This window comes from Pseudomonas sp. NMS19W (assembly GCF_051554255.1).
GTDB lineage: Bacteria > Pseudomonadota > Gammaproteobacteria > Pseudomonadales > Pseudomonadaceae > Aquipseudomonas > Aquipseudomonas kribbensis.
In genome coordinates this window covers 4,262,022-4,278,255 of record NZ_CP136718.1, presented here as the reverse complement: position 1 = coordinate 4,278,255, position 16,234 = coordinate 4,262,022, and the positions used below count along the sequence as shown (strand labels likewise).

The window sequence follows — 16,234 nt, the reverse complement described above, 5'->3', positions numbered from 1 at the left end:
GCAGGGATACCGGAGTTCCCGCACCGCCTTGTAACAAGGGCCGGGGCAGGTGTCGAACGCTATTGGTTGTCGTTGTATTGCCATCATCACTGTGAACCAGCCCGAGGAGAAGACGTGGATTCCCGATTGAATGCTTTTCTTGAGCGCGCCGAGTCGGTCCTGGCGCGGATCGAGCCGCTGCTGCCGGCACCACGCCCGGTCATCGACTGGGGGACCTGCCTGGCCGCACGCTGGCAGCGTGACGGGCGTAGCGGTTATCTGTTGCCCCTGGAAGTCAGCCTCGACATGCGCCTGTCGGACCTGATCGGTGTCGATCGGCAACTGGAGCAACTGGGCCGAAATACCCGGCAGTTCCTCGACGGCATGCCGGCCAACCATGCGCTGCTCTGGGGTTCGCGCGGTACCGGTAAATCCTCGCTGGTGCGGGCGCTGCTGGCGGAGCACGCCAAGGCCGGTCTGCGCCTGATCGAGATCGAACGCGATCACCTGGCCGACCTGCCACGTGTGGTGGAGCAGATTGCCAAGCTGCCGCAACGGTTCGTGCTGTTTTGCGATGACCTGTCGTTCGAATCCGGCGAGGGCGATTACCGCGTGCTGAAGAGCGTGCTCGATGGCTCGCTGGAGCAGGCGCCGGACAACGTGTTGCTGTACGCCACTTCCAACCGTCGCCACCTGGTGCCGGAAAAGGAAAGCGACAACGAAAACTGGAAGCGCGTCGACGGCGAGTTGCATCCGAGCGAAGCGGTGGAAGACAAGATCGCCCTGTCGGATCGCTTCGGCTTGTGGCTGTCGTTCTATCCGTTCACCCAGGAACATTTCCTCAATGTCGTCGAACACTGGATCGGCCAGTTGGCCGCCAAGGCCGGTCTGACCTGGCAACGCGACGAGCAGCTGGACATTCAAGCCGTGCGCTGGGCAACCGGCCGTGGCAATCGCAACGGACGTTGCGCGTACCAATTCGCCCGTTACTGGGTGGGACTGAAATTGCTGGAGCACAAGGCATGATTGATTTGCAACAGAGCGGCCAGGGCCTCGAAGGCTATGGCATGTTGGCCGCACAACTGGAGTCGCTGCTGGCGGACGAGCGCGATTTCATCGCCAACGCCGCACAGTTTTCGGCGTTCCTGTTCAACCAGCTCGATGATCTGAACTGGGCCGGTTTTTACCTCAATCGCAACGAAGAGCTGGTGCTCGGCCCGTTCCAGGGCCAGATCGCCTGCGTGCGCATTCCGTTCGGTCGCGGTGTGTGCGGCGCGGCGGCGGCCAGCCTGCAGACACAACGGGTCGAAGACGTTCACGCGTTCCCCGGCCACATCGCCTGTGACAGCGCGTCGAACAGTGAACTGGTAGTGCCGCTGGTCAAGGACGGTCGGCTGATCGGTGTGCTCGATCTCGACAGTCCGAAGCTTGCGCGCTTCGGCACAGAAGATCAGGCGGGTATCGAACGGCTGGCGGCGATCTTCCTGCGCCTGACCGACTGCTGATTACGCCGCAAGGCCCGCCTTGCGCAGCACGCCAGTGGGGTCGACCGCATCGACCTGCTGCGGATCGAGGAAGCGGCTGGCGTATTGAAGGTAAACGCCTTCGCGGATGAACAGGCCGAACAGTTCGGCATCGATATGCGCCTCGCGGCACATGGTGGCCATGATTCCCAGCGCTTCGCTGAGGGTCTTGGCCTTTTTGTACGGACGGTCGGCAGCGGTCAGCGCTTCGAAGATATCGGCAATCGCCATCATCCGTGCCGGCAGGCTCATGTCTTCACGTTTCAAACGTTTCGGGTAACCGGTGCCGTCCATCTTTTCGTGATGGCCGCCGGCAATTTCCGCCACGTTGTTCAGATGTCCCGGGAAGGGCAGATGGCTGAGCATCAGGATCGTCTGCACCATGTGGTGATTGATGATGTAACGCTCCTCGCGGGTCAGGGTGCCGCGGGAGATGCTCAGGTTGTACAGCTCGCCGCGGTTGTATTTATAGCGCGGGACGTCGAGTTTGAACCCCCATGGATTGTCTTCCGGAATCAGCTCGCTGTCGGTGCGTTCGAGCAAGTGTTCGGGCTTGTCTGCCAGCAATTTTTCGTTGACCGGCAGGGACGGGGCCGACGTACGAGCCTGGCGCCGGTTTTCTTCCCATGAGACACCCAGACGATCATCCAGCGTGCGCGTCCAGGTGCGCTGCGCGATTTCCTCAAGACGCTGCAGGTCGGCGTCGGCCATGGCTTCACTGCCGAGGTTGCAGCGGGCGACGAAACTGAAATCATCATCCAGAGCCGTCAACGTCGCGTCACGCAGGCTGGCCAGTTGTCGTTCGTTGCCACCCAGCGCCATGGCTTGCCAGTAGCTGATCCAGGCATCGCGCTTGAGCACTTCGAAGCGGGTGCGGATTTCATGGATGCGATCGTTCAGGGTTTCCAGTTTGGTGGCTTTGTCGACGACGTACTCCGGCGTTGTGACCTTGCCGCAATCGTGCAGCCATGCGGCGATGTGCAAGGCTTCCCATTCATCCTCACCCGGCTTGTAGTCGCTGAAGGCCGGGGCCTCACTGGCCGCCGCGGCGTGGGCGAGCATCAGGGTCAGCTCCGGCACGCGCTGGCAGTGCCCGCCGGTGTAGGGGCTCTTGGCATCAATGGCGCCGGCGAGCAATTGAATGAATGCATCCAGCAGTTGCTTCTGCCGGGCTTGCAGGCGCTGGCTCTCGATACTCACGGCTGCCGCGCCGGACACTGCCTGCAGAAAGGCAATGCGGTCGGGCCGCAGCTTTTCCAGGTCAAGGGCGCTGCCGCTGTCGTTGATCAGCAACAACAGCAGGCCGACCGTCTCGTTGTGTCGGTTGTGCAGGCGCAGACCGATCAGATGCACACGCGGCGTGGCCATGGCCAACAGGACCTTTTGCAGGTCGGCAGCCTGTTCGAAGCCCAGGTTGCTCACGGTGTTGTCGGCATGCACCAGTTGTTCGAACCACTCTGGGCTTTGCGTGGCATCGAGGTTGTGGCCTTGAACATCGAACTCGGCCAGCGTCCGGGAAATCCCGTCGATCACCAGACCGTAGGGCTCCATGCGGTTGCCATCACTTTCACGCAGGTAAATCAGCCCCCCTGGGCCTGGGCAATCTGTACCGTTTCGAATAGCACCCTTTGCAGCAAAGGCGCGAAACGGGTTTCAGCGGTCAGGCTGTCGGTGATGCGAAAGAAGCTGGACAGTGTGTCTTTCATGCGCGCCATCGACAGGCTCAACTGATCGACCTCCAGCACCGGCGAGCGCCGGGTCACGGGGAAGTTGAAATCGAAACTGCGGATGGCATCGGCCTCTCTGACCAGTGCATGCAGTGGTTTGACCAGAATCCGCGAAATCAGCCAGCCCAGCGGCAGACACAGCAACAACGTGGCCAAAGTGATCAGTGCACCTTGCCAGCGCATGCGATAGGCATCGACCAGCAGCTCGTCCTCCGGCACGAGCAAGGCCATCTGCAGGCCATTCGGCCCGCCTTCCTGCAAATGGCTGCGGGCGACGATCCAGCTTTCGCCCGTCGGCTTTCAGCCGATTCCCCTGATGTTCGGTGGCCAACAGGGCATGAAGACTCGGGCTCAAGTCGGCCGCACGGGCCAGACGTGCGGTCCGGTCATCGACGATCAGCCGCTTGTTGTCCGGGTAAGCGACGGCGTTGCCTTCGACATCGAAGAGAACGATTTCAGTGGCCGGCGTCACCACATGTTTGGTCAGGGTTGCCGACAGCGCGTCGAGGGTCAGATCGGCAGCAATCACCGCGTGCTCACCGCTGCGCCGGGCGAGGGTGGTGCCGACATTGTGGGTGGAAAAAAATACGTAGGGCTCGGTGGTGACTTGCTCGTCCTGCTGCCGGGCGAGGGTGTACCAGGACCGGCTGCGTGGGTCGTAGGCATCGTCCGGATTGTCGATGCGACCGAGCGCTGTCAATGCCCGGTCGAAGAACAGCGATTGCGAGCGAGCCTTGCCGCTGGCGTCGTGTTCGATGCTCCAGACCTGATACGCCGCTGAATCCGGTGCCTTGAGCAAAGTCTTCAGCGCCGTGGTGCGCAATGGCCGCACCATGAAGAAGTCACCGTTTTCGTAACCCAGATACAGCGAGGCCAGGTCGAGGTTGTCTGCCAGTGACTGGCTGAATGGCTTGAGCAATGTCAGGCGTTTTTCGAGGGTGGAGGTCCGGGCCCCCGGGGTTTCCGCCAGCAGACTCAGCAAATGCCGGATCGGTGCATAGGTCGATTGCAGATCGACGCGTACATCCTGTTCGATGCGTTCGAACAGCTTTTCGCCGCTCGACAAAATGATTTGCGTGGTCTGTCGGTAGTTGAACAACCCCAGCACCACGCCAGTGAGCAACAGCAGAAAGGTAAACATGACGCTGATATGCACGTGCAAAGGAAACCGGCGTTGCTCCGGGCGCAGTGGGCTGGGCATTGCGGACTCTCCATGAAGGTAAACACACTGCTCAGCGTTCAAGCATAGTTAAGGCCCGCTCACTCTGCTCTGGTCGGACTGCATCTGTTGCTGCTCCAGTGCTTTTTCCAGTGCCCTCTCCAGTTCGAGAATGGCGTCATGGCCAGCTTCGCAACGGCGCTTGATCTCGCTCTGCGGCAATGCCTGCAGGCAGGCCTGTTCAAGTGCGTCACAACTGTCGATCAGGCGCGAAGCCTGGGCAATGCGCGCCGCACCTTTGATCCTGTGCGCAATTTCCGCCAGTGCCTGGTGGTCCTCTCCTCGGGACAGAGCCTGCAGTTCCCGGCGATCCAGGCGACTGCTGTTGAGCAGCTCGGTCAGAAGCCGCCGGACATGTGCGGGGTTTCCGCCTGTCAGCGAGTGCATTCCCTGCAAGTTGAACGCAGGTGCGCGGAACAATGGCCGTACGCTGTCGACCCACTGGCTCAAGACACTCAGGCTCAGGGGCTTGAACAGGCATTCGTTCATGCCGGCCTGCTTGCAGCGAAGGATCTCCTCCGGTTGAGCGTTGGCTGTAAAACCGAGCACCGTGCAGGCCGGTCGCTGCGTGAGTCTTTCGTGGTGGCGTATCGCACGGGTCAACTCATAGCCATTCATGACGGGCATGTTGCAGTCGGCGATGACCAGGTCGAATGAATTGTTTTTCCACTGCTCCAGCGCGCTGCGCCCCTCTTCCGCGATGCTGAATCGATGGCCGAGATACTCCAGTTGCTGACACATCAGCAGGCGATTGGCCGGATGATCGTCGACCACCAGAACATTCAGGGGCGTCAGGGCGATCTGGACCTGCGCTTCCTGTTTCGGGGCTGTCACTTCGGCGGGCAGCGTTGTCAGTGGCAGCGACATACTTACTTGCGTACCGACACCCGGCTGGCTGCTCAGTTGCAGCTTTCCGCCCATCATCTCGCAGAGATTGCGACTGATGACCAGTCCGAGCCCGGCACCTCCGATTGCCCGACACTTGCCATGACGAGCCTGGGCGAAGGGCTCGAACAGGCGCCGCTGGTCTTCGGCAGAGATACCTGTGCCGCTGTCCTGTACGGTCAACTGCACCAGTGAGCAATCGGGAGCAGCGTCGGCCAGCAGCTCTAGCGTGATCCTGACGTTTCCATGCTCGGTGAACTTGATGGCATTGCTGATCAGGTTCGACAGCACCTGTTTGAAGCGCAGGGGATCAAGATGCACGTCGACGTCCAGTTCGGGAGGGGAGACGTTCAGTATCAGGCCCAGCTGTTTCTGCCGGGCCAGACCTTCGAAAATTCTGATCACCGAGCCGACGGTCCCGACCAGATTGACCCGCTCGGGGCTCAGGCTCAGGCGTCCGGACTCGATCCGGGCGATATCCAGGATGTCACCGATCAGCCCCAGCAGATCCTTCGCCGAGCTGTAGGCGGTTTCGATGCTGGCGCGGTCCGGATGTATTTTTTCCATGCGCTTGAGGGTCAGTTCGAGCATGCCGATCACTGCGTTCATCGGCGTACGGATTTCATGGCTCATGGTGGCCAGGAACGTACTCTTGGCCCGGTTGGCATCATCCGCCCGTTCCTTGGCGGTGCGAAGTTCGTCGAGCAGTTCATGTCGTTCGCTGATGTCGATCCAGCCGCCGATGATGCCCTGGACATCACCGCTGGAATCGCGATACGGCAGAATCCAGTGATAGATCGTCAGGCGCCGGTTGCCAATATGCAGGGGCCGGTCGAGTACAAGGGGCTTGCCTTCGCTCACCACTCGCTGATAGTCGGCCTGGAAAACCCGGGCTTCGAAAGCGTTGCTCAGTGCGCCATCCATGACGCTCCTGCCGATGACGTCCTCGCGCCGGGCGTCGAAGGTTTCAAGGTAACTGTCGTTGCAACTTTGCAGCAGTCCCTGTCGATCACGTACATAGATCGGGTGCGGCGTGCCGTTGAGCAGCGAGCGCATGAACTCCAACTGATCGTTCAGGGCGCGTTCGGCAGATTTGCGCTGCCTGATCTGGCGACGCATGTAGGCATTCCACAGCAGTGACAGCAGCAGGAGCAGGCCGGCTCCGCCGATGACCTGGTAGAACAGACGTCGATACTGGTGCCAGGCACCCTGGGAAACACTTGAATAGCCGCGCCAGCGACCATTGATGATGCCCAGTTCCTCGGGTGTGATACTCATCAGAGTCTTGTCGATGATCGAACTCAGCTCCGGGTTGTCACGGGCGGTTGCCAGGGAAAAGGCCGCCTGGCTCGTACCGATGGTGGTGGTGATCTGCAGTGGCTGTTCGAAAATGTGCGAGGCGATGAAATAGTTGGCGATTACCAGCGAGTTCACTGCGCCCTCGACCTGGCCTTCGTCGAGCAATGCCACCGCACTGAAGGTGTCCGGCGTTTCAATCAGCTGAATACGCGGAAACTCGCGACGCAGGTATTCGATCATCGGATTGCCCTGGGCGATGGCCAGGCGCTTGCGCTTGAGTTGTCCGAGATGCGTCGGACTGTCGGCGGCCTTGCGGGTCAGCAGGACGTAGGAGTTTTCAAGATAGGGACGGCTGAATCTGAGGGTTTTCTCCCGCTGGACGGTCGGCAGCAGGGCGGCGATCAGGTCGACCTGATGATTTTCGATCTGTTTGATCATCTCGGCGTCGCTGCGGCTGCGCCGGACTTCGAAGCGCAGGCCGGTGCGCAGGCGGATGAGTTCGAGCAGGTCGGCGCTGATACCGCGAAAGTTGCCATCGGTGTCGAAGAACGTCAGGGGAGCAAACGCCTCGTTGACTACCACGCTGACCACCGGGTGTTTTTTCAACCATTGTTCTTCGCGATGAGTCAGTTGCAGTTTTTGATCGGTAAACAGGGTATCGCTGCCGGCGCTCCAGCGTTTGGCGATATTCTCCCGCTCGCTGCCGGGAACAGCTTTGAGCACGGCATCGATGATGTCCAGCAACTGAGAATTGTCACGACGCACGGCAAAACTGAAACCGTGTGCTTCATGCTTGCCGAAGTTGGCCATGCGGATGTTGTTCAGATACCCCTTGCTGATCATGTAGTGGGTGGAAATGGTGTCGCCGAGAAATACATCTGCCTGATCGAACGCGACGGCATTGATTGCATTCTGGTAAGACGGATAGGCCGTGATGAGGGCTTTGGGGTACAGGGCCTTGACCTCGTCCAGCGGCAGATAGTGATACAGCATGCTCAGGCGCAAGCCGGCGAGTCCTTCGCTCAGTGAACGGGTTTCGCCTTCGCGGGTCACCAGTACCGGTTGGTCGATGGCGTAAGGGTTGGAAAGGACAAGACTGGCGTTTTCCGCTTCCAGCCCGTTGGATGTCCCAAGCATGTCGATGCTGCCATCGACCAGCGCCTGCATCGCGGCGTCTCGTGAGGCAAAGCGCTTTACCCTGATCGGCAGACCGGTTGCCTGGCCGACGATTCCAGCGTAATCGGCAGTGAATCCCTCGTAATCGCGGCCGCTGGAAGTCATGTCGAATGGCGGATAGTCGGGAGCGGAGGCGCCCAGAACCAGCTCCTTGCGATTGCGCAGCCATTCCCGTTGCGAGTGTTCCAACGAGACTGGCAGGGTTCTTCCGGTCGAACGGCTGAGCAGGGTCAAGTCTTGTGGCAAAACGGGCATGGCTGTTACAGGAGTACTTAACCCCAGACATGTACTCACTACAATCAGACAGTTCTTTAAATGGCTGGACATACTGGCTCTCACACGAGTGCGTTACGTTTGGCCATTTCGATAAGTTCTACCAGGGATTTGGCCTTGAGTTTCTGCATCAGGCGTTTTTTATAAGTGCTGACGGTCTTGTTGCTGAGGAACATGCCCTTGGCTATTTCCTTGTTTGTTCGACCTTGGGCAAATAGTTGCAATACCATCAGCTCCCTGTCATTGACCGACTTGAAAAGTTCCAGCTCCGCATAGCGCACATCATCATTTCGAACCGGATTCAAGGCCTGGCTGGGAAAGTAGTTGTAACCGGAAAGAACAGCCTTGATTGCGCTGACGAGTTCACTCAGGTCTTCCTGTTTGCATACATATCCCGATGCGCCCGACTGCATGCAGCGAATGCCGAAGAGAGTGGGGCACTGAGCAGTCAGTACGAGTGTCTTGAATGGGGAACTCATGGCATTGAACCGGGCCAAGACTTCCAGGCCGTCCAGCTTCGGAATGCTGATATCGAGAATGATCAGGTCGGGCGCGCATTCGCGAACCATTTGCATCGCATCGACGCCGTTATCGGTTTCACCGACCACTTTGTAACCTTCATGTTCCAATAGCATTCGAACGGCGAGACGAATAACAGGATGATCGTCGACGATAAAAACGGAGTTCATAAAAAGTCCCATGCGAGCGCGATTAAAGGGCGCACCTTAGCTCAGTTGGATGAGCGGTCGCATGAACCCATAGTGCCTTAGTGGCAATCTAGGATTATTCCTACAAGTAAAGAAGAATCAGACTACGCTTGAACTAGTTTTGGCTTAGGTAGTGAGTCGGGTCTGCCAATCCTGTTTCTTGCCGGAAGACTGTGTATTGCTGAATAAGACGGGTTGTTTAATGTTTGTCGTCCATTCATGGACTGTTTATTAGGACATTGTTCGGAATATGTAATTGCTGCCAGACAAGGAAAAGCCGGAGCGCTCACCGTCAACCTGCGCCCGGCCGATCAAAGTGGAACGGCCGGGGACAGTACCTCAATGGCTGGAGCGCCCAGTCATCTCCAGAGCCATGTCGCTGGCGTAGCTGTCGGTCATGCCGGCAATGAAATCGATCATGCGCAGGAACGAGGCGTGCAACGGGCCATGGGGATCCGGTGCATTGTTGCCCAGCAAGTCGAGGATCCTGCGACTCTTGAACGACGGCGTGCGGCCATTGTGCTGCTCCAGGGCTGCCCCGCAGAACGCATTGAGCAGAATCTCCAGTGTCGTGTAGGCACCGATCTCATGCAGGGTCTTGCGCTTGTCCTGAAAGATTTTCTTGCGGGCGATGTCCTTGGCATTCAGCACGCAACGTTTGGCCGGACCATGCATGTGCTCCACCAGATCGCCGTGCAGCGTCCCGGCCAGCAGTGCGTCCTGTTGCTCGACGAAAGCCCGCGCAGCGGCGTTGGTCAGGTGTTCGATGGCCTTGCCCCGAAGGATCGCCAGTTTGCGCCGGCGCGAATCCTGAGGGCCCAGCTGTCGGTAGGTTTCCGGCAGATCGTCGCCGACCAGACCCAGCAGCAGCGACTCGACCTCGGCATAGTCCAGCAGGTCCATCTCCAGGCCATCCTCCAGATCGATCAGCGCGTAGCAGATGTCATCCGCAGCCTCCATCAGGTAAACCAGCGGATGACGCGCCCAGCGCTGTTCTTCGAGTTGCGGCAGGCCGAGTTTGTGGGCGATCTGCTCCAGCAATGGCAACTCGCTCTGATAGCAGCCGAACTTGTGTTTCTTGTAGCCCAGGGAGTCGGCGTGGCGCGCGGTCCACGGGTACTTGAGGTAGGTGCCGAGGGTCGCGTAGGTCAACCGGGTGCCACCGTCGAACTGGTGATATTCCAGTTGTGTGAGAACCCGGAAACCCTGGGCATTGCCCTCGAAGTTCAGGAAGTCCCCACGCTCGGCGTCACTCATCGCATCCAGCCAGCCGCGCCCGGCGGCCTGCTGGAACCAATGGCGGATGGCGTCTTCGCCGGAATGGCCGAAGGGCGGGTTGCCGATGTCATGGGCCAGGCAGGCGGACTGCACGACCATGCCCAGATCGCTCGGTTCGCACCACTCGGGCAGGGCGCGGCGCAGGGTCTCGCCCACTCGCATGCCCAGCGACCGGCCGACGCAACTGACTTCCAGCGAGTGGGTCAGGCGCGTGTGGATGTGGTCATTGCTCGACACGGGATGCACCTGGGTCTTGCGGCCCAGGCGGCGGAAGGCGCCAGAGAAAATGATGCGGTCATGGTCTTTGTGAAACGGGCTGCGGCCGAGTTCCTGCGGGCTGTGCAGCGGCTTGCCGAGACGTTCGCGGTTGAGCAGGGTTTGCCAATCCAAGGCTGATTCTCTCCGTCGGGTGACTGGTGCCCTAGCTTCCCGGTTCGGGCGAGTGTCTGCAAGCGCAACTACAGCCCGGCGGCGTCAATGTCGATCAACAGCAGGCGTTCACCATTGTCGAAAAACTGTCCGGCGGTCAGGCAGTACTGGTTGCTGGTGGCATCGCGGTAGGTGTTGGAAAGCGTCAATCGGCGCTCTTCCCAGCCTTCGGCCAGCAGATGGTAGAAGTAGGGACGCCACGACCAGTTATGGCCCAGATAACGGTTGTCGGCGACCCAGCCGCTTTGCCGCCACTCCAGATTCGGCGTCAGTTGCGTGCCCTGACGGTCGCACTGATAAAACCGCAGCAACCACGGAAAGGCGTCCAGTTGCGGCAACGCGCTGAGCGGCGCGCGGGTTTGAGCCCAGTTCTGCAGAATCGTCATCAGCTCGCCGAGCTGTCGGCGCATGGACATCAATTTGCCGCGCTCGGCGAGTTTCTGCTTTACATAGGCCTGGCGCAGTTCGGCGAAGCGCTGGACGAAAGCGTCCGTTGCAAAAAAGCCTCCTGCGCCCGGGCGAACAGAAAACCCTGCACGTAACGTGAGCCGCACTCCAATGCGAAATTCAGCTGCGCTTCGGTCTCCACACCCTCGGCGATGATCCAGCAACCGGTCCTTTCGGCCATCTGCGCCAGCGCCTTGACCACATCGCTGCTGGGGCCGCCGAGCGCGGCGGCCTGAAACAGGCGCATGTCGAGCTTGAGGATGTCCGGCTGCAAGGCCAGCACGCGATCGAGCTGTGAATAGCCGGCGCCGAAATCGTCGATGGCGATTCGCGCTCCGGCATCACGATAGCGCGCGACGACTTCAGACAGACGCTGACTGTTGCCGCCCAGTTCTGTGATCTCGAAAACAATCCGCTGCGGGTCGATGCCATGCCGGGCGAGCTGTTTCAGGCTGGGTAGCGCCTGGTCGGCGCGCAGACGGCTGATCCAGCGCGGTGACATGTTCAGGCTGAGAAACCAGTCCGACGGTGCTTCGTGAAATCGGCTCAGCGCATTGTCACGAATCTGCCGGTCGAGGCGGCGCAAGGCGGTTGCGGGCGTTCGCGGGTCGGCGAACAGTGGCCCGACCGATGTCAGTTGCCCATGCGCCTGGCGCAGACGCCCCAGCGCTTCGACGCCTGCAATGCGTCCGGTAGCGGTATCGATGAAAGGCTGAAAGCAGGCGAGCGGTTGCCCGTCGATCACGGGGCCTCCTTGGTCATTGTTGTTCTGGTCGGATCCTGCCGGCCGGGTAGGCAAGCGGGATTGAATCTCCGGGTGAAGAGATTCAATCCCGCCAGCAGTGCAAGAATGCAGCCAGATGTGGAACTCAGCGTTTGCCCGAGTTCTGCATGACCAGTTTGATCAACGGCGCGAGGCTGGTGCCGAGGCGGATCAACCGGCTCAGGCCGCCGATACCACCGCTTTTCGCACCTTTGCCGGTCAGAAACCCCAGCAGCGTCACGGCGGCCACGCCCCATAACGGCGCGTGCTTGATGCCGAAACCGTCCTGCAGGTTCTGCGTCATGCCGCGCATGCGTTGCAGGGGCTGCAGCACCTGCCCGGTTTCGTGGCGGATTTCCTGACGATGCATTTCCATGCGCAGGCGGATCAGGGCCTTGCGCATTTCCTGGCGCGAGCTGTTGTGCGGAAGTTCAGGCAGGCTCATGGCAGCAGGCGCTCCCGGTCGTTGGCCAATTCTTCCAGGGTGCCGTGGAAGGGCGAGGATTCATCGAAAATCGCAGCCTTCAGGCGCAGCCCGCAGAAGATTGCGGCCAGGGTGTAGAACACGCACAGGCCGATGATGGCGGCGAGCCGATACGTGTCCCAGAACACGATCAGGACGAGGGTCGACAGGCCGACCAGCAACAGCAGTGCAAACACCAGCGCCAGGCCTGCGAACAGCAACAGGCTGACGGTGCGTGCTTTCTGCTCCTGCAGCTCGATGCCGAACAACTCGACGTGACTGTGCAAAAGACCGAGGACGGCTGCACCCAGGCGCCGTGTGGAAGAGGCAGTGCCCGCAGTCGGGCCGGATTCACCGATCGACATGATCAGCGCCGCGTGGCCAGCAGGCCGATCAGAAAGCCGACGCCGGCGGCGATTCCGACGGATTGCCACGGATTGGCCGATACGTAGTCTTCAGTGGCGGTGACCGCTGCCTGACCGCGCTGGCGCAGGGTGTCTTCGGTCAGCTTCAGGGTTTCCCGCGCGCGCAGCAGACTTTCGTGGATCTGCTCGCGCAATTCATCAGCCTGATCACCGGCCAGCGTGGCGGTGTGTTCCAGCAACCGTTCGGTGTCGCTGACCAGGGTCTGGAAGTCGTTCATCAGGATTTCTTGAGCAGTCTTTGCCTTGGTGCTGGCCATTGGGAATCTCCGTAAGTGGCTGTCTGAAGCGGCTTCTGAAACTTTCGAGTATGAGCCTTGCGTGAAGGTTCAGTACAAATGGCTGGTACATCTTTTGCTGTGTCGTGGTGCGTCCTCCGGCAGCAGTGCGCTGTTGCCGGGCGCGAAGCCGGGAAATCATAGCCCGGATGACACGGGTTCAGCTCAGGACATCGACCTCGTGCGCCAAAGCGGTTCACCGGCCCCTCGGGCGTGTGACTGCGCGGTCGCAACTTGGTGCATGAAATGTCTGCATGAACCGCTTTGGTGCCTTTTTCAGCCTTGGGTCTGCCTCTTCATGGAAAATCTGCAAAGCGCTGTGGATACGCTCGTTCATAGTTCCAACACGTTGTTCATTCTGATCGGTGCGGTCATGGTGCTGGCCATGCACGCCGGTTTCGCCTTTCTGGAGGTCGGAACGGTTCGCCAGAAGAATCAGGTGAACGCTCTGTCGAAGATTCTCAGCGACTTCGCCGTGTCGACCCTGGCCTATTTCTTTATAGGCTATTGGATTTCGTACGGGGTGACGTTTCTGCAACCGGCGGCGGTGCTCAGTGCCGATCATGGTTACGGGCTAGTGAAGTTTTTCTTCCTGCTGACCTTCGCGGCGGCGATCCCGGCGATCATTTCCGGCGGCATCGCCGAGCGGGCACGGTTCGTTCCGCAGCTGTGCGCAACGGCATTGATCGTGGCGTTCATCTATCCGTTTTTCGAGGGGATGATCTGGAACGGCAACTATGGTCTGCAAGCCTGGCTGGCCGCGCGATTTGGCGCCTCCTTCCATGATTTCGCCGGCTCAGTGGTGGTTCACGCCATGGGTGGCTGGCTGGCGCTGGCGGCGGTGCTGTTGCTGGGGCCACGCAACGGCCGCTATCGCGATGGCCGGCTGGTGGCATTCGCACCGTCGAGCATTCCGTTTCTGGCGCTGGGCTCGTGGATCCTGATCGTCGGCTGGTTCGGCTTCAACGTGATGAGCGCGCAAACCCTGCAGGGCGTCAGTGGCCTGGTGGCGGTCAATTCGTTGATGGCGATGGTGGGCGGTACCGTGGTGGCGCTGATCGTCGGGCGCAATGACCCGGGCTTTCTGCACAACGGTCCGTTGGCCGGCCTGGTGGCGGTGTGTGCCGGCTCCGACCTGATGCATCCGGTGGGCGCACTCGTCACCGGTGCGATTGCCGGTGCCCTGTTTGTCTGGTGTTTCACGGCGGCGCAGGTCAAATGGCGAATTGACGACGTGCTGGGTGTCTGGCCGTTGCACGGCTTGTGTGGCGTGTGGGGCGGCATCGCCTGCGGGATCTTCGGCTCGACCGCGTTGGGCGGGCTCGGTGGTGTCAGCCTGATCAGCCAGTTGATCGGTACGGCGTTGGGCGTTGTGGTAGCCCTCGCCGGCGGATTTGCCGTCTACGGTTCGATCAAGGCCCTGCATGGCCTGCGCCTGAGTCAGGAACAGGAGTATTACGGCGCGGACCTGTCGCTGCACAAGATCGGCGCGGTGAGCCAAGACTAAGTCTCTTCATCTTCGGCACCCGGGTAGAAGCCATGCAGCAGGCGATAGCGGTCGATGCGCACCCGATCGACTTTCTCCTGCACCTGGTGTGCCGGCAGACCGAGCAGAATCAAGGCATGGGACGCGAGCATCAGGCTTGATTCCAACAGCTCCGGCACCACTTCGCTGGCGCCGGCGGCTTTCAGTTCGGCCCACTGGCTGTCGTCGCGGGTGCGTACCAGAATCGGCACCTTCGCATTGAGTCTTCGGGCCTCCTTGAGCACCCGCAGCGCCACATCGCTTTTATCCACGGCAATCACCAGCAGCCTTGCACGCAGCAAACCGACCGCAGTCAGCAGGTCGCCACGCGCAGAGTCGCCGTAATGCACGTCGCGTTCGACGGTGGCTGCTTCCTGAATACGGACGGGGTCGTTGTCCAGGGCGATGTAAGGTTGCCCGGCATTGCGCATGAAGCGTCCGATCGACTGACCGACACGCCCGTAGCCGCAGATCACCACATGCTGGTCCAGGCCGGCGTTGAGGGCGCTGATTTCCTCGATCTGCGCTTCCTGATTGGGTTTGCGGTGCAGGGCGGCGGCGATGCGGGGGCCGCGCGCAACATCAGGGGAGTCAGCAGCATCGAGCAGAACGTCGCAGCGAGGAGCAGGGCGCCGAGATCGGCGGGCATCAACCGGTTCTGCTGCATCTGTGCCATCAGGGCGAAACAGAATTCGCCACCCTGAGCCAGTGCCAGGCCGCTGCGCCAGGCGGTTTCATTGTCGCTGCCACGCCATTTCACCAGCAGCGCCACCACTGAGCCCTTGATCACCAGCAAACCCAGGGTCATGGCAATAATCGTCAGGCTGTGGCTGGCGAACAATTGCAGGTCGATCAGCATGCCGATGCTGACGAAGAACAGGCCGAGCAAGATGTCGCGGAACGGCCGGATATCGGCCTCGATCTGATGCCGATAATGACTTTCCCCAGCAGCATGCCGGCCAGGAACGCGCCGAGGGCAGGGGAGAGGCCAAGCAGGTGTGTCAGCCACGCCGTGAGCAACACGATCACCAGCGCCAATAGCACGAACAGCTCGGCCGAGCGCGATGCCGCCACCTCCTGAAACAGGCGCGGCAACAGCCAGCGACTGGCCAGCAGCAAGCCGATGAACAGCACGACAGTCTTGAGCAGTGTCAGCGGCAATGCCCAATACCAGGCTTGATCGCTGCTGCCGGCGAAGACGGGTACCAGTGTCAGCAACAACACGGCCACCACATCCTGAAACAACAGGACCCCGACCGCATTCTGCCCATGGCTGCTGAAGATTTCACCGAGACTTCCCAGTTCCTTGGTGACGATCGCCGTCGACGAAAGCGAAAGCCCCGCGCCGAGCAGCAGCGCCGGGGTAAGGGGCATGCCCAGCAGCATCAGCACGCTTCCCAGCAGCACTGTGCTGACGAGCACCTGTTGGCTGCCCAGACGAAAAACCACCTGGCGCAGGGCAATCATTTTCGACAGGGAGAATTCCAGCCCCAGGGAAAACAGCAGAAACACCACGCCAAGTTCGGCAAGGTCCGGCAGATGCTCGCTCTCGTTGATCCAGTCGAACGCCTTCGGCCCGACCATCAGCCCGACGCACAGATAGCCCAGCACCGGTGGCAGGCGCAGGCGGCGAAACAGGGCAATCATCACCAGGGACGAGGCAAGAATGATCAACAGATTGGCAAACACAGAACACTCCGGCGGCAGGGTCAGGCTCTTCAAGCGTAGAGGCAAAAAACACCGGAGCATGCTGTAAAACGCATTTGTGCGGGCTGATTTGAGTCAGGGTTTTGCGAGGTCAAACCCGCTCGATGGCTTGAAGCCTTTGATGGGTCGACGGG

General features: G+C 60.4%; 9 protein-coding genes and 3 pseudogenes. 3 read left to right on the top strand and 9 right to left on the bottom strand.

Annotated elements, in window-relative coordinates:
* Window positions 1–114 precede the first annotated feature (114 nt).
* Together R1A29_RS19455 and R1A29_RS19450 are read left to right on the top strand one after the other, a co-directional pair.
* A complete protein-coding gene (locus R1A29_RS19455; RefSeq protein WP_438299287.1) occupies window positions 115–1,005 on the top strand; it encodes an ATP-binding protein in 891 nt (296 codons plus the stop codon).
* Window positions 1,002–1,484, top strand: a complete 483-nt coding sequence (locus R1A29_RS19450) for a GAF domain-containing protein (RefSeq protein WP_408986781.1) — start codon at window positions 1,002–1,004, stop codon at window positions 1,482–1,484. The genes R1A29_RS19455 and R1A29_RS19450 overlap by 4 nt, the downstream gene beginning before the upstream one ends.
* On the opposite strand, the pseudogene R1A29_RS19445 reads toward R1A29_RS19450, so the two are convergent.
* From R1A29_RS19445 to R1A29_RS19410, 8 genes and pseudogenes are all read right to left on the bottom strand, one after another.
* A pseudogene (locus R1A29_RS19445) lies at window positions 1,485–4,430 on the bottom strand (HD domain-containing phosphohydrolase). It lies immediately after the preceding gene.
* A 48-nt stretch (window positions 4,431–4,478) separates the two neighbouring features.
* Complete coding sequence (locus tag R1A29_RS19440; RefSeq protein ID WP_438299286.1) at window positions 4,479–8,135, bottom strand: transporter substrate-binding domain-containing protein; 3,657 nt, start codon at window positions 8,133–8,135, stop codon at window positions 4,479–4,481.
* Window positions 8,136–8,143: 8 nt separating this feature from the next.
* Window positions 8,144–8,770: a response regulator transcription factor gene (locus tag R1A29_RS19435; protein ID WP_114884537.1), complete on the bottom strand. Its 627-nt coding sequence runs from the start codon at window positions 8,768–8,770 to the stop codon at window positions 8,144–8,146.
* Between the two features lie 357 nt (window positions 8,771–9,127).
* On the bottom strand, window positions 9,128–10,456 hold the full coding sequence (locus tag R1A29_RS19430; protein ID WP_085710742.1) for a deoxyguanosinetriphosphate triphosphohydrolase: 1,329 nt from the start codon (window positions 10,454–10,456) through the stop codon (window positions 9,128–9,130).
* A gap of 68 nt (window positions 10,457–10,524) precedes the next feature.
* Window positions 10,525–11,687 (bottom strand): annotated as a pseudogene (locus R1A29_RS19425) (EAL domain-containing protein).
* A 124-nt stretch (window positions 11,688–11,811) separates the two neighbouring features.
* Window positions 11,812–12,150, bottom strand: coding sequence for a hypothetical protein (locus tag R1A29_RS19420; RefSeq protein WP_119429616.1), 339 nt, complete (start codon window positions 12,148–12,150; stop codon window positions 11,812–11,814).
* Window positions 12,147–12,533, bottom strand: coding sequence for a phage holin family protein (locus R1A29_RS19415; protein WP_065257074.1), 387 nt, complete (start codon window positions 12,531–12,533; stop codon window positions 12,147–12,149). The genes R1A29_RS19420 and R1A29_RS19415 overlap by 4 nt, the downstream gene beginning before the upstream one ends.
* A gap of 2 nt (window positions 12,534–12,535) precedes the next feature.
* A complete protein-coding gene (locus R1A29_RS19410; protein WP_134827653.1) occupies window positions 12,536–12,850 on the bottom strand; it encodes a DUF883 family protein in 315 nt (104 codons plus the stop codon).
* Between the two features lie 316 nt (window positions 12,851–13,166).
* Between R1A29_RS19410 and R1A29_RS19405 the strand changes: the two genes are divergently transcribed.
* Complete coding sequence (locus tag R1A29_RS19405) at window positions 13,167–14,375, top strand: ammonium transporter (protein ID WP_438299285.1); 1,209 nt, start codon at window positions 13,167–13,169, stop codon at window positions 14,373–14,375.
* Here R1A29_RS19405 and R1A29_RS19400 read toward each other — a convergent pair.
* A pseudogene (locus R1A29_RS19400) lies at window positions 14,372–16,082 on the bottom strand (cation:proton antiporter). The gene R1A29_RS19405 and the pseudogene R1A29_RS19400 overlap by 4 nt on opposite strands.
* Between the last annotated feature and the right edge of the window lie 152 nt (window positions 16,083–16,234).

Excerpts from the sequence above, each read along its gene's own strand:
- R1A29_RS19410 (WP_134827653.1), bottom strand. The coding sequence starts at position 12,850 with ATGGCCAGCACCAAGGCAAAGACTGCTCAAGAAATCCTGATGAACGAC.
- R1A29_RS19420 (WP_119429616.1), bottom strand. The coding sequence starts at position 12,150 with ATGAGCCTGCCTGAACTTCCGCACAACAGCTCGCGCCAGGAAATGCGC.
- R1A29_RS19435 (WP_114884537.1), bottom strand. The coding sequence starts at position 8,770 with ATGAACTCCGTTTTTATCGTCGACGATCATCCTGTTATTCGTCTCGCC.
- R1A29_RS19450 (WP_408986781.1), top strand. The coding sequence starts at position 1,002 with ATGATTGATTTGCAACAGAGCGGCCAGGGCCTCGAAGGCTATGGCATG.
- R1A29_RS19405 (WP_438299285.1), top strand. The coding sequence starts at position 13,167 with ATGGAAAATCTGCAAAGCGCTGTGGATACGCTCGTTCATAGTTCCAAC.
- R1A29_RS19415 (WP_065257074.1), bottom strand. The coding sequence starts at position 12,533 with ATGTCGATCGGTGAATCCGGCCCGACTGCGGGCACTGCCTCTTCCACA.
- R1A29_RS19440 (WP_438299286.1), bottom strand. The coding sequence starts at position 8,135 with ATGTCCAGCCATTTAAAGAACTGTCTGATTGTAGTGAGTACATGTCTG.